The organism is Hymenobacter lapidiphilus, assembly GCF_013377885.1.
Taxonomy (GTDB): Bacteria; Bacteroidota; Bacteroidia; order Cytophagales; family Hymenobacteraceae; genus Hymenobacter; species Hymenobacter lapidiphilus.
The window spans coordinates 176841-195313 of sequence record NZ_JABKAU010000002.1 but is presented as its reverse complement, the minus strand read 5'-3'; the positions used below and the strand labels follow the sequence as shown (position 1 = coordinate 195313).

16 protein-coding genes are annotated in these 18473 nt (G+C 59.2%); 8 read left to right on the top strand and 8 right to left on the bottom strand.

From position 1 onward, the window contains the following. Positions 1-10 precede the first annotated feature (10 nt). From rimM to HW554_RS01955, 6 genes are all read right to left on the bottom strand, one after another. On the bottom strand, positions 11-598 hold the full coding sequence (gene rimM, locus HW554_RS01980) for a ribosome maturation factor RimM (RefSeq protein WP_246285054.1): 588 nt from the start codon (positions 596-598) through the stop codon (positions 11-13). A gap of 93 nt (positions 599-691) precedes the next feature. After that, positions 692-1261: a 30S ribosomal protein S16 gene (locus HW554_RS01975; RefSeq protein ID WP_176906665.1), complete on the bottom strand. Its 570-nt coding sequence runs from the start codon at positions 1259-1261 to the stop codon at positions 692-694. 206 nt (positions 1262-1467) lie between these two features. Then, entirely contained in the window at positions 1468-2223 is a 756-nt protein-coding gene (locus HW554_RS01970; RefSeq protein ID WP_176906664.1) for an acyl-CoA desaturase, read from the bottom strand. A gap of 333 nt (positions 2224-2556) precedes the next feature. Continuing rightward, on the bottom strand, positions 2557-3264 hold the full coding sequence (locus tag HW554_RS01965) for an RluA family pseudouridine synthase (RefSeq protein ID WP_176906663.1): 708 nt from the start codon (positions 3262-3264) through the stop codon (positions 2557-2559). Between the two features lie 130 nt (positions 3265-3394). Continuing rightward, positions 3395-4210, bottom strand: a complete 816-nt coding sequence (gene panB, locus HW554_RS01960) for a 3-methyl-2-oxobutanoate hydroxymethyltransferase (protein WP_176899982.1) — start codon at positions 4208-4210, stop codon at positions 3395-3397. Between the two features lie 249 nt (positions 4211-4459). Next, positions 4460-7414 (bottom strand): putative LPS assembly protein LptD, encoded by a 2955-nt coding sequence (locus tag HW554_RS01955; RefSeq protein WP_176906662.1) that lies wholly within the window; start codon positions 7412-7414, stop codon positions 4460-4462. Positions 7415-7502: 88 nt separating this feature from the next. Between HW554_RS01955 and HW554_RS01950 the strand changes: the two genes are divergently transcribed. The 6 genes from HW554_RS01950 (at position 7503) to HW554_RS01925 (ending at position 14655) form a co-directional block, all read left to right on the top strand. Further along, positions 7503-8315 (top strand): N-acetylmuramoyl-L-alanine amidase family protein, encoded by an 813-nt coding sequence (locus HW554_RS01950; RefSeq protein WP_394354304.1) that lies wholly within the window; start codon positions 7503-7505, stop codon positions 8313-8315. Positions 8316-8379: 64 nt separating this feature from the next. After that, complete coding sequence (locus HW554_RS01945) at positions 8380-9384, top strand: MlaD family protein (RefSeq protein ID WP_176906661.1); 1005 nt, start codon at positions 8380-8382, stop codon at positions 9382-9384. Between the two features lie 292 nt (positions 9385-9676). After that, positions 9677-11305, top strand: a complete 1629-nt coding sequence (locus HW554_RS01940) for an acyl-CoA carboxylase subunit beta (RefSeq protein ID WP_176906660.1) — start codon at positions 9677-9679, stop codon at positions 11303-11305. Positions 11306-11340: 35 nt separating this feature from the next. Next, positions 11341-11877 (top strand): hypothetical protein, encoded by a 537-nt coding sequence (locus HW554_RS01935; RefSeq protein WP_176906659.1) that lies wholly within the window; start codon positions 11341-11343, stop codon positions 11875-11877. 585 nt (positions 11878-12462) lie between these two features. Beyond that, positions 12463-13638 carry a hypothetical protein gene (locus tag HW554_RS01930; RefSeq protein ID WP_176906658.1) on the top strand — a complete coding sequence of 392 codons (1176 nt, stop codon included), beginning with the start codon at positions 12463-12465 and terminating at the stop codon, positions 13636-13638. Between the two features lie 150 nt (positions 13639-13788). Next, positions 13789-14655 (top strand): transglutaminase-like domain-containing protein, encoded by an 867-nt coding sequence (locus HW554_RS01925; protein ID WP_176906657.1) that lies wholly within the window; start codon positions 13789-13791, stop codon positions 14653-14655. A 77-nt stretch (positions 14656-14732) separates the two neighbouring features. Here HW554_RS01925 and HW554_RS01920 read toward each other — a convergent pair whose 3' ends face one another. Next, on the bottom strand, positions 14733-15335 hold the full coding sequence (locus HW554_RS01920) for a redoxin domain-containing protein (protein ID WP_176906656.1): 603 nt from the start codon (positions 15333-15335) through the stop codon (positions 14733-14735). A gap of 31 nt (positions 15336-15366) precedes the next feature. Beyond that, positions 15367-16020 (bottom strand): 4'-phosphopantetheinyl transferase superfamily protein, encoded by a 654-nt coding sequence (locus tag HW554_RS01915; RefSeq protein WP_176906655.1) that lies wholly within the window; start codon positions 16018-16020, stop codon positions 15367-15369. Between the two features lie 326 nt (positions 16021-16346). Between HW554_RS01915 and HW554_RS20805 the strand changes: the two genes are divergently transcribed. Then, a complete protein-coding gene (locus HW554_RS20805) occupies positions 16347-17279 on the top strand; it encodes a WD40 repeat domain-containing protein (RefSeq protein ID WP_176906654.1) in 933 nt (310 codons plus the stop codon). Positions 17280-17398: 119 nt separating this feature from the next. After that, on the top strand, positions 17399-18472 hold the full coding sequence (locus HW554_RS01905) for a DivIVA domain-containing protein (RefSeq protein ID WP_176906653.1): 1074 nt from the start codon (positions 17399-17401) through the stop codon (positions 18470-18472). Position 18473 lies beyond the last annotated feature (1 nt).

The following is an 18473-nucleotide window of genomic DNA, read 5'->3' as shown; positions in this document are numbered from 1 at the left end:
AGCTGAACGGTTAGGCAGCCGGCTCGTCGTCGTCTGACTCCTGCTCGTCGTTAGGCGAAGAGGGGGTCAGGTAAACGTCAAGCAGGCCGTCGGGCAGCCGCACCACTAGGCGGCGGGCCGCCTGATCGGCGCGCAGCACCAACTCATCCACCACCGGAATCAGGACTTCCTGGCCCTGGTAGCGCATGCCCAACACATCCTGGCGGGGTAGCTCATAGAAAGCTTCCACTACACCCAGTTCGCCCAGCACCTCATCGACAACCGTGTACCCTACCACATCGTGGAAGTAAAACTGGTCGTCGGCCAGGGTGGGCAGCTCGGCCAACGAACGCCAGAGTTTGGCGTTACGCAGGGGCTCGGCGTCCTCAATCCGGTCGATGCCTTTCAGCTTGAACAGGACCTTGTTATCGGTTTGGGGCTGAAACTTTTCGACCTCGTAGGCTACCAGCTTGCCGGGAGCAGCAGGCATTTCCAGCCAAACTGATTGGAGCTTGCGGTAGTCGTTGAGGTCGTCCACATCGAAGAAGGCCACCACAAACCCTTTCAGGCCGTGGGGTTTCCCGAGGGAGCCCAGCTGGTAGCAGTCGTCGATTTTCATGGAGGAGTAGAGCTTGTAGCTATACAAGTTGAGCAGTTGAAGATTGGAAGGACTGTTACAGCCTTTCCGCTTTTCAACTGCTCAACTCACAAACTATTCGGCGGCGGCTTCGGTGGTTTCTTCGGTCGAAGCGGTAGCTTCGGTCGTCTCGTCTTCGGCAGCTGCTTCCTCGGCTACGGGAGCCGGGGCGTTGGCGGCCTCGATGGCAGCCAGCTTGGCGCGCTGAGCTTCCGAACGGGCATCCTTTACCTTGGTTTCGGCGGCCAGACGCTGCTGACGAGCCTCATCCTTGGCGGTGCCGAGGCTGGTGCGCTTGCCTTCAATCTTGGCATCCTTGTCGTCTTTCCAGGCAGTGTAACGCTCATCGGCAGTTTCCTGCGAAATAGCGCCTTTGATTACGCCCAGCTGCAGGTGCTTGCGGTAGAGCACACCACGGTACGAGAGCATAGCCCGTACGGTGTCGGTGGGCTGGGCACCTTTCATAATCCAGTCGAACGCCTTATCGCCATCAAAATTGATGGTAGCGGGGTTGGTCTGGGGGTTGTAGGTACCGATTTTCTCGATGAAGCGACCATCACGCGGAGCGCGCGAGTCAGCAATAACGATGTCGAACATTGCGGCCTTCTTGCGGCCGCGGCGGGCGAGGCGGATTTTAACTGCCATAAACCGGTTGGGTTAAGCGACGCATCCCGTGCGTCTGGTTGAAAATGAGGTGCAAAGGTACTCACAGATTGTCCGGATTAAAAGCATTGCCCGGATTCAAATCTGCTCCGCAACCCTTCGACTAACTCGGTGCGCATGAAAAAGGGCTTCCCCGAGTGGAGAAGCCCTTTTTCATGATAAGCCAGATGAGACTACTTCGCAAAAGCCTAAGCGGCCATCTGCACGTCTTCCTGCCACTTGCGCTTGATTTTCACCACTTTCACCTTATCCAACGCCCAGATGAAGGCGTAGGTAGGGTCAAGCTCCCACTTCTTCACGCCGAAATTGACGCGCATGGGCAGTTTGTGGTGGTTGTTCTGGAACAGCTCGCCGAACGCCAGAAAGTCGAAGGGCAGCGTGTTCTTGGAGTGGTCGTGGTTGTCGAAGTTCTGGTAGCCGTACTTATGGCCGCCCCAGTTCACGATGGCACCATGAATCGGGCCCATCAGGAAGTGCAGCGGCAGGAGCAGAAACTGCCACCAAGCCGTAGCGAAGTTCACATAAAACAGCGCGTAGAGCGTGCCCCAGGCAACGCGCGAGTACCACTTGTCACCAATATTCTCGATGAGGCTCCACTCGGGGTAATCACCTTCGAAACGCTCGGCGGCGGCGTAGTCGCGGTTGAGCACGGCGTTGTAGATATTCTTGGTCTTCCACATCATCGTGAAAGCATTCGACGAGTACAGCGGCGAGTGCGGGTCCAGCTCGGTATCGGAGTAGGCGTGGTGCATGCGGTGCAGCAGCGCATAGGCCCGCGGCGACAGGAACGACGAGCCCTGACAGATGTAGGTGAACAGGAAGAAGAACTTCTCCCAGAACTTATTCATCGTAAACATCTTGTGCGCCGCATAGCGGTGCAGGTAGAACGTTTGCGTGAACAGCGACAGGTAATAGTGCGCGACGAAGAAAACAAGTATTGCCATTGAATAAGGGCAGAAAAAGTGAGGAAGTCTTGGAGAGGGGCCGCCGAAGCGTACAGCCAGCAAAGCGCTGAAATGCTATATAAGTTCAGCTACTGTGGTGCAAAACTACGGCTACCCCTACCGCCAGTGCAATTTCCCTGCCCAAAAGGCCATAATGTTGTTGAGGTTGGCGGAGTCCACCTCATCCATAAATTCTCAATTACGCAGAATGGTATAGGGGCGGGGCTTGTCCCCGCCCGCCATTTGCGCCGTTTCAACGAGTCCCTCCAACCACGCCAGCGGTCCGAACGGCGGGCGGGGACAAGCCCCGCCCCCACACCGTGCTATCCCAGCCTAATAATACGCCTCGGCGGCCTGCCAGTGCGCTATATCTGGCAGCGGGGCTACGATGCGCATATCTGCCTGGGTGACGGGGTGCTTGAACTGCAGCTCGCGGGCGTGCAGGGCAATGCTCACGTCGGGCAGCGGGGCCAGGAAACCGTATTTCACGTCGCCGACGATGGGGGTGCCCAGGCCCGTGCTCAGCTGTACCCGAATCTGATGGGGGCGGCCCGTGATGGGGCTTACCTGCACCAGAAAGCGGTTGCCAGCCTCGCCCAGCACCTGGTAATCCAGGTCCGACTTCTGGCCCTGGCCGTGGCGCTCGGTATAGGCCTTGGTCACGTTGCGGATAGGGTCTTTCACCAACCAGTGCGTGAGGTGGCCCGAAATGGGGGAGGGGCACTTGCCGGTGAGGGCCCAGTAGGTTTTGCTGATTTTATTGTCGCGGAACAGCTCGTTCATGCGGCTCAGGGCCTTGCTGGTTTTGGCCAGCACTACCACGCCGCTCACCGGCCTGTCCAGCCGGTGCACCACACCCACGAAGGCGGCACCGGGCTTCTTGTACTTGAAGCGCAGGTACTCCTCGGCCTTGTTGGAAAGGGGCTCGTCGCCGGTGGCGTCGCCCTGTACGAGCAGGCCGGCGGGCTTGTTGATGATGAGCAGATGGTTGTCTTCGAACAGAATTTCCTTCCGCTCCGACCACAAATTCGGACGATTCACTTTTTGAATTAATTAATAATTAAGAATTGATGATTGGGAATTGAAAAAACGTGCTTTTGGTCCGCTAAGCGCGGTTAATAGCAGGATTCAAGCCCAATTATTAATTCTTAACTATTCAGTGCTAATTAAACTAATATGCTTCGTCGGCCGTGGGGAAGTCGCGCGCTTTTACGTCCTGGATGTAGCGCTGCACGGCGTCGTGCATGGCGTCGCCGAGGTCGGCGTAGCGGCGCAGGAAGCGGGGTTTGAACTCCTTGGTGATGCCCAGCATATCGTGCACTACCAGCACCTGCCCATCCACATCGGGGCCGGCGCCGATGCCGATAACGGGAATGGTGAGCTGCTCGGCCACGCGCTTGGCCAGGCCCGATGGAATTTTCTCCAGCACGAGGGCAAAACAACCTATTTCCTGCAGCAGCAGCGCATCTTCAATCAGCTTCTGCGCCTCCACCTCTTCCTTGGCCCGCACCGAATACGTGCCAAATTTATAAATACTTTGCGGAGTAAGGCCCAAATGGCCCATTACCGGGATGCCCGCCGTGAGGATGCGGGTGATACTGTCCTTGATTTCGGCGCCGCCCTCCAGCTTGATGCCGTGGCCGCCCGACTCCTTCATGATGCGGATGGCCGAGCGCAGGGCCTCCGACGAGTTGCCCTGGTAGGAGCCAAACGGCATGTCGACGACTACGAAGGCCCGCTTCACGGCGCGCACCACGCTCTGGGCATGGTAAATCATCTGGTCGAGGGTGATGGGCAGCGTGGTTTCGTGGCCGGCCATCACGTTGGAGGCTGAGTCGCCGACGAGCAGCACGTCGATGCCCGCGCCGTCCAGAATCTGAGCCATCGAGAAGTCGTAGGCCGTGAGCATGGAGATTTTCTCGCCGCGCTCCTTCATGGCCAGCAGCTGGTGCGTGGTCACGAGTTTCACTTCCTTGTGTTGAGACATGTTTTTAGCTGTTAGCTAGTAGCTGATGGCTGTTAGCGTAGGTTCTGAATAGTGCTTCCGTTCTGCTTTAGTGCCGCGCAACCTGCATGTGCTTACAAGCCAGTAGCAGGCGCATGGCAAGCTGCAAAGCAATCAGCTGGCTTTAGGTTTGCCGGGCCCTGTTGGAGCGGAAAAGCAAAGCTGCGGTTTTTTTCAGAAGATGCGAACAAAGCTACCAGCTAATAGCTGTCAGCCAGCAGCTAAAAAACGCTACAGGTTGTTGAGGAAGGTGCGGTTGCGGCTCAGCTTGAGGCTTTGCAGCAGCGCCGACTTGGCGGCAATGGTCACGAAGTAGCCGCGGGCCGGGCCGAAGGGCGTCCAGGTACCGTTTATTTGCCAGCAGTGCAGGTCTTTGGTCAGGTCGAGGCGGGTGAAGGCGGGCGTTTTGTTGACGAAATCGTAGTTGGAGCTGAAGCCGAAGCGCAGGGATTCGGTCAGCTTAACCGAGCCGTTGAGGTTGAGCGAGGCCGCCGTGTAGGGCCCTTTGCGCACCCGGCCGAAACGCGCCGGCAACGGCCCCTGGTTCTGGTAGGTAAGGGCGAAAGCCGTATTCAGCTCCCAGGGAATCTCGAAATTCACGTAGTCCTCGTAGGGGTTGAGCGGCGTAACGGCACCCAGTTGCGGGTCGTTTACGGGGGCTACATCGCGCTTTATGGCCGACTTACGGGCGCCCTGGCTGGGGTTGAACTGGTAGGCCAGGTTCATGCTGGCGCCGGTCAGGCGCGCCAGCCGCACCTTCGACTGCTGCCACAGGTACTTGTCGCGCATCCGGCCCAGTGAGTCCTGCTGGTAGGGGCTGAGTTGGCCGTTGATGAACACCGTGAGCTTGCGGGCCACCTCCGTGTTGAAAGAGAATGATATCGGCTCCAGCTGAAACGTGTCGCGTCCCAAATCGTAGCCACCCGAGAACGTAAGGTCGCGGATGAGGGTCACCTTATTAAAAGGGGTGGTGCCGGTGGTATCGTCGGAGTTGCGCACCTTCAGTTCCATCGATTGCTGCAACTGAAATGATAGTCGGTTGTTGGAGTTGTTGGGCGGGATGCCGTAGATAAAGTTGTTGAACTTCGGAAACGGCACCCCGTCTCTGTAAAGCGGGTTGGCAGTGTACAGCTGGCCGGTGGTAGGGTCGCGCAGGCCGTCCAGCCGTAGGGGCTGGAAAGCATCCGCGCCCGGCAGGTTCTTGGGCGCATAGCTGTAACCGATGCTGGGCGTAACCTTGTGGCGCAGTGCCTGAAGCTTGCGGTTGCCCTTGCGAATAAAAGTACCGTAGAACGACGTGTTGAGGTTGAGGTTGGCCGAGCCCGTGGGCAGGCGGTTGAAGCTGACCACCGTATCAATTTGTACGGCCCGGGCTAAAGAGTTGTACTGGTAATCGAGCTTCTTGAAGTACCAAACCTCGTTGTAAGTAACACCAGGGCTGATATTGAATTTGCTGACGGTGTAGCTGCCCAGCGTGATGTTGAAGTCGTGCTGCATGCCCGTTTGGGAGTTGCGCAGCAGCTGGCTCAGGTTGCCCAGCTTAATGGGCGTAATGTAAGGGTCGCGCGAGCCGCCCAGCAGCGGAACGGTGCCACTGTTTAGCAGCCGGGCCGGCACATTGTTGGTAAGCTGATTCTGGAACTTTAGGTTGTAGGAAAACGCCAGCTGCTCATACGCCTTGCGGGGCCTGATTTTCAGAATGTCGTATACATACTGCCGGGCCAGGCCCACCGTCAGGTCGGGCAGGGTGGCGGTCATGGTGCCCAGCTGGGTGTTTTGGGTCTGGCTGAGCTGCAGCGAGTAGTTGATGGGGGCGTTGCGCAGCTGCTTGGAGTAGCTGATGTTCGACTGGAAGGCCGCGCTCAGGTAGTTGCGGGTGTTGAAAGTCGCACTACGCTGGTACGCGCCGTTGGCCGATTGCAGGTTTACGCTGGCCGAAAACCGCCCGCCGCCCGGCCGCGGCACCGGGGTGTGTCGCCAGCTGAGGGCAAACGAGTTGGACGAACTCGGCGGCGTGTATGTCGGGTTGGTGTTGGCGTCGGTGCTGTTGAAGATTTTCTCGATGGGCTGCGAGTTGAAGCTGAACGTGAACAGGCCGTCGTACTTGTAGCGCGTGATGTACTGCATCTCGGCCGTACCCCGCCAGCCCCCGAACCGGTCGCTGTTGCCGGCGTAGATGTCGCCCGTCAGGCGCACGCCAATGTGTTCGTTGGCGGCCCAGTAGTAGCCGCCGTTGCGCAGGAAGAAGCCTCTGTCGGCGGCCTGCCCGAACGTGGGGATGATGAGGCCCGAGGCCCGCTTATTGGTTTTGGGCGTAGGAAAGTAGCCGAACAGAAAGCCCAGCGGCGTCGGAATATCCCCGATAACCAGGTTGAACGGGCCGGTGATGACCTGCTCCCCGGGGATGAGCTTCATCTTGGACGCGTTGATGTAGAAGTGCGGGTGTTCGAGGTTGCAGGTGGTGTAGCTGCCGCGCAGACCGTCGATGTCGCCGTTGGGCTGGCGCTTGATTTTTTCGGCATGAATAAAGCCTTCACCCTGCTTGGTTACCACATCGGTTATGCGGCCGCGCTTGCTTTTGATGTTGTAGTCGATGCGGCCCGCCTGGTAGGTTTCGGCCCCCTGCGTGAACAGCGGCCGGTCCTGTACTTTGCCCGTCGAGTCGGCCGCGCCCTCGGCCGTTACCAAGTCGCGCGCATAGTCAATCGTAATAAGGGCCGCTTTCAGGTTCACGTCGCCGTAGGTCACGTCGGCCTTGTCGTACAAAATGGCGCGCTTGTTCTGTACCTCGAACCGAATGGAGTCCTGGGCCTTGTAGACCACGGTGGTTTCCACGGCACCCTTGCGGCCAGGGTTGGCGCCCAGCAGCACCGAATCGGGCGTGCCGCCCACCTGCAGGCCGGTAGTAGTGGTATCGGTGCGCACGCGGCCGTCGGGCTTGGGCGGGTTCACGATGGTGGGCAGCGGGCGCACATCACCCGGCGCATTGGTGCTTGGCGACACCTGTGTGCCCGGCGGTGGCGTTGGGTTGGGCACCTGCTGATCGGGCAGCGGCTTCTGCCGGGTAGGCGTCGGCGTTTGTTGCGCCCGGGCTGGGGGCGCGAGCAACCCCAGGCTCAACAGCAGCGTAAGCAGCACCACTGGTGCTGGCCGAAGCCCGAATAAGCGTGTTAAGAGATGAAACACAGGCGCGAATAGGGCCACGTAGTTATTTATCGTTTATTTTGTGGCGGTTTGCAAAGGTAGCCGGTAGCTACCTCAACTAACGAACTCCGTGCGGAATATTGTCGCTCTGGGTGTGGCGACCCTTCTTCTTTTCGCCGAATTTACTTCTCCCCTCACGCCGGCTCCGCAGTTGGTGGCCCCGCCGCCTGTGCGCTATAAGCTCCGGACGGTGGTACTCGATGCCGGCCACGGGGGTAAAGACCGGGGCTGCACCGGCGTTTCGGCCCGCGAAGCCGACGTGGCCCTGAAGCTGGTGCTGGCCCTGGGCAAGGAAATCGAAGGCAAAATGCCCGACGTGAAGGTGATATATACCCGTAAAACCGACGTGTTTGTGGAGCTGGCCGACCGCGCTAACATCGCCAATAGCCACAACGCCGACCTGTTCATCTCCATTCACTGCAACGCCGCCTCGCCCGCCGCCCACGGCACCGAGGTCTGGACGATGGGCCCGCACAAAACCGACGCCAACCTGGCCGTGGCCAAGCGCGAAAACTCGGTTATTCTGCAGGAGGATAATTACAAGGAGCAGTATAATGGCTTCGACCCTACCTCGCCGCAGAGCCATATCCTGTTCAGCCTGTTTCAGAGTGCCTATATGGTGAACAGCTTGCGCTTCGCTCAGAAGGTCGACCGGCATTTCCGCACCACGCTCCAGCGCCCTTCGCGGGGCGTGAAGCAGGCAGGTTTCCTGGTCCTCTGGAAATCGGCTATGCCCGCGGTGCTGATTGAGTCGGGCTTTCTGACCAACCGGCAGGAGGAGGTGTATCTGAACGATAAAACCAATCAGGCGTATATGGCTTCGGGCATCTACCAGGCTTTCCGCGAATACAAGCAGGAACTGGAAACCGGCTCGGGCGACTAGCCGTGCCGTGCAACTACGGGCCCGGCTGCCGACTCTCTCCTCTCATACATAACTGCGACCTCCCGTGTCCAAAGAAATAAAAGTAGCCCTGCTGGGCATAGTGGCCGTGGCGCTGCTTATTTTCGGCTTCAACTTCCTGAAAGGCAGTAACATCCTGTCGTCGGACCGGACGTACTTTGCCAAGTATGACAACGTGGACGGGCTGGCCATCGGCAACCCCGTGATATTGAACGGTATTAAGGTGGGCCAGGTGAAGCAGATGGAACTGCTGCCCGAAGAAGGGAACCGCGTGAAAGTGTCGGTGGAGCTCCAGAAGGGCGTAACGGTGGGCGACTCGACGGTGGCCAGCCTGAGCGGCTCGCTGCTGGGTTCGAAAACTATTACCCTGTTTCTGGGCCGCAACTCGCAGGTATTTAATGGCGGCGAGGAGCTGAAATCGTACACTGTGGCCAGCCTTACCGATGCCTTCCAGGCCAAAGCCCTGCCGGTGCTCGGTACCGTCGATTCGACGCTGACCAAGGTGAATGCCTTCCTCAACAAAGACGCCCGCCTGAGCATACAGGCTACGCTGCTCAACAGCCAGGCCGCCACCGAGGCTGTCAAAAATCTGCTGTTGCTCAACCAGCGCAACATCAATCAGATTACCACCAATATGGCCCAGCTGACGTCTGATCTGAACAAGACTAGTAAGAAGTTCGACCGCGTGGCCTCCAATTTCGCCGTGCTCAGCGATTCGCTCAAGGATGCCCCCGTGGGCCCGGCCATGCGCAAGCTCAACGCTACCATGACCGAGGCGCAAAGCGCTGTAACCGCCCTCAACCGCTCGCTCACCGACCAGCAGGGTTCACTCGGCAAGCTGCTCAACGACAGCACGCTCTACCGCAACCTTAACGCCACCGCGGCCAGCTCCAACGCCCTGATTTCCGACTTGCAGGCCAACCCCAAGAAATACGTGCATTTCTCAGTATTCGGCGGCGGCAAGAAATCGAAGAAAGAGGTGGAAACTACGGTTACCAAGCCCAATGGCACCGTTATCGAAACCGAATTGGAAACCAAAACCAAGAAATAGCCCGGCCGGCTTCCGCCAATCTGCTTACCTTTGAAATCCGCCCATCCAGGCGGATTTCTTTGGTTTAAACTGGTATCTGAAACGGTCTGATCTGATGCAGGGAGCAGTATCATGCTGAGCGAAGTGGAGCGGAGTCGAAGCATTTCTACTGCTTCGTTGCAATCAGCGAGATTCGCATTGCAGTAGAGATGCTTCGACTCCGCCCCGCTTCGCTCAGAATGACATCGTTCTGTTAACCAACCCTGTTCAGATCCATCCTACCCGATTCCACCCACTTCCCATCCCACCCGCAATGAACCTCGAATTCAACAAAAACGAAGACAGCCTCAAGCAACTCCTTTTTCAACTCAGCCAGCGCAACAAGCGTGTAGCATTGGGCGGCGGCGAGAAAAGCATGGCTAAACACAAAGCCAAGGGCAAGCTCACGGCCCGCGAGCGGATTGCTTACCTGCTCGATGAGGGCGCGGACAGCGTGGAAATCGGGGCGTTTGCCGGCGACGGCATGTACGAGGCGGAGGGCGGCTGCCCCGGCGGCGGCGTGGTGGTGATGATTGGCTGGGTGCAAGGCCGGCAGTGCGTGGTAGTGGCCAACGACGCCACCGTGAAGGCCGGCGCCTGGTTCCCGATTACGGCCAAGAAAAACCTGCGGGCCCAGGAAATCAGCATCGAAAACAAGCTGCCCATCATCTACCTCGTCGATTCGGCGGGCGTGTACCTGCCCATGCAGGACGAGATTTTCCCTGACAAGGAGCACTTCGGCCGCATCTTCCGCAACAACGCCGTGATGAGCTCCATGGGCATCGTGCAGATGGCCGCCATTATGGGCCCCTGCGTGGCTGGTGGGGCCTACCTGCCTATTATGAGCGACGAGGCTATGATTGTGGACGGTACCGGCTCGGTGTTTCTGGCAGGCTCGTACCTCGTGAAGTCGGCCATCGGCGAATCCATCGACAACGAAACGCTGGGTGGAGCGTCTACCCACTCCGAAATTTCGGGCGTGACCGACTACAAGTTTGCTACTGATGAGGAGTGCCTCGACCATCTGCGCAACATCTTCGATAAGCTCGGGGGCCAGGCCACGGCCGGTTTCTCGCGCAAAGCGGCCGTAGCGCCCAAGGAAAACCCCGAGGACATCCTGGGCCTGCTGCCGGCCGACCGCGCCAAGCCCTACGACATGATGGACATCATCAACCGGCTGGTCGATAACTCGGAGTTCGAGCCCTACAAGGACCTATATGGCCAGACGCTGCTTTGCGGCCTCGCCCGCATCGACGGCTGGGCAGTGGGCATCGTGGCCAACCAGCGCAAAATCGTGAAGACCAAGAAGGGCGCCATGCAGATGGGCGGCGTTATCTACTCCGACTCGGCCGATAAGGCGGCGCGCTTTATTATGAACTGCAACCAGAAGAAGATTCCGCTGCTGTTCCTGCACGACGTGTCGGGTTTCATGGTAGGCTCGCAGAGTGAGCACGGCGGCATCATCAAAGACGGCGCGAAGATGGTGAATGCCATGGCCAACTCGGTGGTGCCCAAGTTCTCGGTGATTGTGGGCAACAGCTACGGCGCCGGCAACTACGCCATGTGCGGCAAAGCCTATGACCCGCGCCTCATCGTGGCGTGGCCCACGGCCCAGCTGGCCGTAATGAGCGGCGCGGCGGCCGCCAACACGCTGCTCCAGATTCAGGTGGCCTCGCTCAAGTCCAAGGGCCAGGAAATCACGCCCGAAGCCGAAAAGGAGCTGCTCGATACCATCAAGGCCCGCTATGACGAGCAGCTCTCGCCCTACTACGCCGCGGCCCGCCTCTGGGTCGACGCCATCATCGACCCCCGCGAAACCCGCAAGGTTATTTCCCAAGGCATCAGCATGGCCAACCACGCGCCGATTGAAAAGGCGTACAACGTGGGCGTGATTCAGGTGTGATTAATATTTCGCAACTTTTTTTAACTGACATCTACATGAAAAAGCTATCCACCATTACCATTTGCTTTTTTGCTTTGATCTTCCTTTCAGCTGCAATTGCTGGAATACAGCTAGAAGAGAGGTTACTATTGGATAAAAAAGTTGCGCTGAAAATTCCTGAAGGATTTGAAATTATGCAGGAGGAAATGCTGAAGCTGAAGTATCCGGCTGAGCGTCGTCCTACTTTAGTTTACACAAATTCCACAGGAGGAATTAATGTAGCGCTGAACTTGACTGCGAACAAGGCTAGCCAGGAACTCATGGCTGCCTATGAGGAAAACTTTCGTCAGACTTTCACTAAGCTCTATCCTTCCGCTAAGGGTATGAAGAGCGGTGTTGAAGTCGTAAATGGTAGGAAAGTAGGATTCATCGAGTTGGTAACCCCGGCAATAGATACTGAAATCTATAATCTGATATTTTTCACTGATGTAAATGGTCAACTCTTACTTTGTACTTTCAATTGCACGATTAAAGACCAAATAGCTTGGCAGCCGATAGCTAAGGAAATAATGTCTTCCCTTAAAGTGCTTTAGATTCCATCGCACCCCGCTAGCTCTATCCGGAGCGGCGGGGCGCTGGCGTTTCGGAGTAGCTACATATTCTTGGCATCTATGAAAACCCTCTATATCCTGGCGGGCTGCAATGGGGCGGGTAAAACCACGGCTGCCTATGCGTTGCTGCCGAATCTGCTGGATTGCCAGGAGTTCGTATGAACCTACAAAATCAGTAGATAGTCTATGGCGCGCTCTTACCAGCATATCTGGCGGTAACAACCGCTACATCAGAAAAACGAGACAAGCAGCAGGCCAATAGGGTGCTACGCCGTAAAGTCAAGCAAGGAAAAATATATCTGACGTTGCGGGAGGTCAGCAATATCTGGGCTTTTAGCAAAGACGGCAAGATATTCCAGCATTTTGCTGACGTTAGAGCGATGAGGAAATAACAGACACCGCGGCCCGCCAGCTCCACCAGGGGCGGCGGGCCACTGGCGTTGCGGTGGACCGGGTGGATGCTTGGCCCGAACGCAACGGCAGGTGAGGCCTGTAAGGAGCCAAGGGAACCGGAGCCAAAACCGTAAAACGCCGTAATTTGGCCACTCAACCCAGCAGCTTCCGCTCATGGCTAAGAAAAAACCTGCCACCTCGCCCGCTCTTGTCCACATTCCCGTCACCGGACCGGGTACCGACTCGCTTTCCAAGGAGCAGAAGACCTTTAACCGGCTCACCAAGCGCATCGGCAAGCTCGAGGCGGAAGTCAACGAGTTCCGGGCCGCCGCCGGCCAGCTGCGCCAGCGGGTGCAGAACGAGTATCGGCCCCTGCAAAGCCAGCACCACGACCAGCGGGCTGCCCTTGTGCGGGCGCTGGGCCACGCCTACGAGCACCAGAAGCTCACCAAAACCGAGCGCAATAAAATTGTTGACTTGGTGGTGGATAAGTGCGCCGACCTGCTCAACAGGGGCTACGCCGACCTGGAACCCATTTTCGATAAGCTCGACCCGCCGCCCACGGTCGAAGAAGCCGCGGCCTTCGAAGCTGAGGAAGCTGATCTGGAGGCCCAGACCGCCGAAATGATGAAGGACATGTACCGTCGGCAGTTCGGCATCGAGTTCGATGAGGACGCCGACGTGAGCACGCCCGAGAAGTTTCAGGCCTACGTGACCCAGCAACTGGCCGATCAGCAGGCGGAATACGAGCAGGCCGAGGCCGAAGCCGCCGAACGCCGGGCCAAACGCAAGAAAAGCCCCAAGCAACAGGCTGCCGCCGACCAGAAAAAGGCCGAGGAGCAGAACACCACTCAGGCCGTGCGCACCTTATACATGGACTTAGTGAAGCACCTGCACCCCGACCGGGAGCCAGATGAGGCCGAAAAACTTCGTAAAACCGAGCTGCTGGCCCGCGTCACGACTGCCTATAAGGCCGGCGAGCTGCTCACGCTGTTGCGGCTGCAGCTTGAGCTCAACCGTATCGACCAAGCCCACCTCGAAAACCTGGCCGAAGACCGGCTGCGCTACTTCAACAAGCTGCTGCGTGAGCAGGTCCGCGAGCTGGACCAGCAGCTGTTCGACGAGCAGATGGCGTTGCAGAACTTCACCGGTAGGGGGTACTTTTACACCACTAGTCGTGCTGCTATGGAGCTTGATTTTCTGCACATGAAGGCGAACCTGGAACAAAAAATCCGGCAGCTCGAAGCCGAAGTAACCGCCTTCGGCCACGACCCCAAAGCTTTGAAGGCATTCCTGAAAGACTACAAGATTCCGCGGCGCGGCATGGGGCCGATGTATATTCAGCTGTAAAACGGGTTTTCGCGCTATAGCAGTTTTCAGCCGAACAAAACGACCCGGCCAACGTGTTACCTACCGGCAACCTGCCCACGAAAACGGCGCCGGTTGTGTTTATTCGCTTATTTTGGCTTCTCCTGCTTTAGCTGCCGCCCGCTTCCGTCCATGACCAACCGCGAAATCAAGGCCCTCATTTCTTTGCTCGATGATCCGGAAAGCGCCCCGCACGTGGAGGGCAAAATCCAGACGTTGGGCGAAACCATTATTCCGTTTCTGGAGGAAAGCTGGGAGGAAAGCCTCGACCCGCGTCAGCAGCAGCGCCTCGAAGACCTGATCCATCATCTGCAGTTCGAGGGCCTGCAGCAGCGCTTCCGGGTGTGGCGCGAAACCGGAGCCGAAAACCTGCTGGAAGGTATGTGGCTGCTGAACTCTTACCAGTATCCCGATGCCGACTTCCAGAGCCTGAACCGGGCCATTGAGCAACTGCGTTTCGAGGTCTGGACGCTGCTGCAGCCCGAAATGCACCCCGCCGACCAGGTCCAGACGCTCAACCACGTGTTCTTCCGGGCCCATAAGTTTGCGGCCAACACCCAAAACTTCCACTCGCCGGCCAACTCCATGCTGCACCGGGTGCTGGAAACCAAGCGCGGCAACCCGCTCACGCTCTGCGTTATTTACCTGCTGGTGGCCCAGCGCCTTAAGCTGCCGGTTTTCGGCGTGAACCTGCCCAACCTGTTCGTGCTTACTTACCAGCTCGAATCGCCCCTGGAGCCGTTCTACATCAACTGCTACAACCGCGGCCTGGTGCTCTCGCGCACCGATATCGAGCACTACGTGCAGCAGCTCAACCTCACGCCCAACGATATCTTCTTCCAGCCCTGCACCCACCTCGACATCGTGCGCCGCGCCCTGCGCAACCTGCAGCTCAGCTTCGAGAAGCTGCAGGAGCCTGCTAAGGCCATAGAAGTCGGCCAGCTGCTGACCATCCTCACCGACGACCCGCAGCCCTCCGACACTGACCCCAACGAATGAGTAGCAAAGCAATAAACGGCTAGGGCCGGCCTGCACCAAGGTGCGGGCCGGCCCTAGCCGTTTATTGGGAAAGATGTTTAGAACCGTTTAATCAGGCAGCCGGCGGCGCGTTTGTCGGTTACGCCAGCAGCGCGGCCGGCCAGCAGGTTGTCGAGCACCTGTGCCAGATACTTTTCCTTCACGTAGTTCTCCACCTGCGGATTATCGTCGACGGCCCCCTTGTAACGCACCGCAAAACCGTCGCTGACGGGCTGCAGCACAATTACCTCGGGGGTTTTGGTGGCACCAAGCAGCGTGCTCACGGTCTGGCCTTCGTCGGTGAGCAGCGGGAGGGCCGCACCGCCGCTGGCCTTCACTTTCACCTTCTCGTTGGCATCAATGGCCGCCTCCACATTAATGGGCGTGTCGATGAACAGGAACTGCACGCCCTTGCTGCCGTAGTCGGCGCTGAGGGCTGCCAGTCGGTTCTGGTAGAGCGTCGAGAAGGGGCAGGTCGGGTTGATGAACACCACGACCACGGCCTTGCTGCCGGCATAGCTTTTCAGGCTGACTTCGGTGTTGTTTTGCTTGAGACTGAAATCGGCTACCGAGCGGCTGCCCTGGGCGCGGGCCGAGCTAACGGCGAAGATGCCGAACAACAGCGTGGCGGCGGCGAGCAGGGAAATGCGGCGGAAAGACATAGGGAGGTGGTGAGATGGTGAGCGGGTTCACTTACGCAGTATCTACGCAATAAGTGAGCACATAATTGGGGGTGGGCTGAAAGTAATGAATCTGGTGTTGGCGGCGGGAGTTTTCGAGCAGCAGGTGTCCCGTCAATACACCTGCCTCCCGCCGCTCAAACGGATTGAGCAATAGCTGCTCTTTGAACACCAGCCCCCGGCGACTATGCAGCTTGTAAAGCGTTTCCTTGGCACTCCAGTACAGGCAGTGCTTGGCTGCATCGTTGCCGGCATCGGCCTGTTCGGCTTCCGATAGAAACCGCCGGGCCAGCTGTCGGGCTTTTGGGCGGATGAGTTCAATATCTGTGCCAACGGCTGCGGCACCCCGGGCAACCACCGCCGCCACCCACTCGCCCGAGTGCGACAACGACACTCCGAAAGCGGGCAAACCGGCGAAATAGGGTCGCCCGTTCAAGTCGTTTTCGATCGGGGTAGGCGCGTCAGTCAGCTCGCGCAGTAGCTGCCCGGCCAGCACGCGGGCCGCCAGCCACTGCCGGGCCCGCAGCTCGTCGCGGCCCTCGGGAAAGCGGGCCAGGTAGTGCGCCGGACTCGGCAGCAGCTCCCAGAGTGTATCGGCCGGTTCCGTCAGGTGCCACAGCCCCAGCAGGGCCTCGGCAGAAACAGGGGAGAGGGAATGCAGCGGCATTGGCGGGGTAGAAGCGTATGAGTGACCTAGTGAAGGCGCAAGTCGGCGAGGAGCAAAGGTACTGTCATCCTGAGCGCAGCGAAGGACCTATCCAGAAGCGAATACGAAACAGTAGCTTGACCCAAGGTCGCGGAGGTCGATGTAGGGGCGGGGCTTGTCCCCGCCCGCCGTTGAACGATTCAACCCCGGACAGTTTAACGGCGGGCGGGGGCAAGCCCCGCCCCTACATCGACCTCCGCATAGGTTGTATAGCGTTTGTGATGCCCGCCGGTGCTGGCCAGTTGGTACCTTTGTGCCATCATCCTTCACTGAGTCACTCCTTCACTGTGCGTCCTACTGTTGAGAAAATTGCTGCCCTCACCGGCCACCGCGACTGCGTGTATGCCCTCACCGGTACAGCAGGGGAGGATGTAGTGTATTCGGCCGGGCCCGATGGGCTCGTGGTGGCCTGGAACACGACCACGCCCGAGCAGGATGGCGAGCTGGTGGCGAAGGTGGAGAATTCGGTGTACGCGCTGTGCCGGCTGCCCGAGCGCGATTTGCTGGTGCTGGGCCACAATTTCCAGGGCGTGCAGGTGATTGACCTGGCGAACAAAGCACTGGTTTTCGCCACCGCGCTGCCGCCCGTGGCCATCTTCGATATCTGTTACTCGGAAGTCCGGCAGCGCTTGTACGTGGCCCTGGCCGATGGCACGCTGGCGGTGCTGAATACCACCGATTTCCGGCTCGAAACCCTGCACCGCGTCTCCGACAAAAGCCTGCGCTGCCTGGCCCTGCACGAGGGCCGCGGCGAGCTGGCCGTGGGCGGCTCCGACTGGCAGGTTCATATCCTCGACGCCGACTCGCTGGCCACCAAACACACTATTTCCGAGGCCACAAATTCGGTATTCACCTGCGCCTACTCGCCTGATGGCAGCCAGCTGCTGGCGGCCGGCCGCGACGCCCACCTGCGCACCTACGCCGTGGCCGCCAGCTACGCGCCCCTGCGCACCGTCGTGGCCCACATGTTCACCATCAACCACCTCATCTTCTCGCCCGATGCCCGCCTGCTGGCCACCTGCAGCATGGACAAAAGTATCAAGCTCTGGGACGCTGCCACGGGGCAGCTGCTGCGCGTGGTAGACAAGGCTCGCCACGCCGGCCACGGCACCTCCGTAAACAAGTTATTTTGGCCGGGGAGCCAGAATAGGCTAGTTTCGTGTAGCGACGACCGTAGTCTGGCGGTCTGGCAGGTAGGCTTTGATGGAGCTGTTAGCTGAAAGCTATTAGCGGTTAGCTTTCGTGCTGGAACCCATTCTGCCTGACGAGCAGTGTCGCCAATAAAGGCTGTTGGCCCGGCGCTAACAGCTAATAGCTTTCAGCTAATAGCTCAACAAAAATGAAAATTACCGCCCTCGATATCCGGCAGCAAACCTTTGGAAAAGCCCTTCGGGGGCTGGATAAGGACGAAGTGCAGGCCTTTTTACAAACCGTTTCGCAGCAGTGGGAGCGGATGGGCGACGAAAACCGGGAGCTGCGCCTCAAGCTGGAGCACGCCACCCAGGACGTGAGCAAGATGCGCGAGGTGGAAACCAGCCTGTACCGCACCCTTAAAACGGCCGAAGATACCAGCAACAGCATCACCGAGCAGGCCCAGCGCGACGCCGACCTGCGCATTCGGGAGGCGCAGCTGCAGGCCGAAGAGTTGCTGGCTGCGGCCCGCCAGAAGGCCCGTAGCGTGGTGGAAGATGCCTACCAGCAGGCCGAGCGCACGGTGGCCGACATGAAGAAGGAGGCCAACGCCCTCGGCCAGGAGTGCCAGCGCCTCGAAAACCTGTTCGACGGCCTCACCCGCGACCTGCACCACTTGGCTTCCGACGCGCTGGAAAAGGTGGAAAGAGCCCGCGCCCGGCCCAAATCCGGCGCGGCAGCCATCCTTTCGAGGGCGGCGAGCGTAAAGGTAAACCGGCCGCCTGCGGCCGACGAGCCTTCCACTTCTGACGCTTCTACTGCCATGTACGTTTCCACTGCCGCCACCGCGCCGGCCGCTGCTATTGCCGCGCCGGCCGCGGCCCGCTCCGAATCGATTGCTACTAACGGCCCGGCCGAAAGCCGCGCCACTCAGCCCGCCACCACCGGCTACAACCCCAAGCCCGGCCAGCAGCCCGACCCGAGCCAGGAGCCCGAGCGCCCTACTGGCCCAACCGGTCCCGACCAGCAGCCCGGCCCCGAGATTGAGCGCCCCGGCGCACCGGCCGAAAACCCCGGCATCTCGCCCGCGCCCCGCATCGACCCACCCGGCCCCATGCGCGTACCCGACCCCGCGCCGCCGCGCGTGGAGCCCCCAGCCCCCGATATCCAGCCCATCGGCCCCAGCCACCCCGAAATCGTCCAGCCGGCGCCCTCCATTCATCCTGGCCAGCCGGGCATGGCGGCCGCGCTGGGCGAACGGTCGTTCTTCGATGACATCTAAC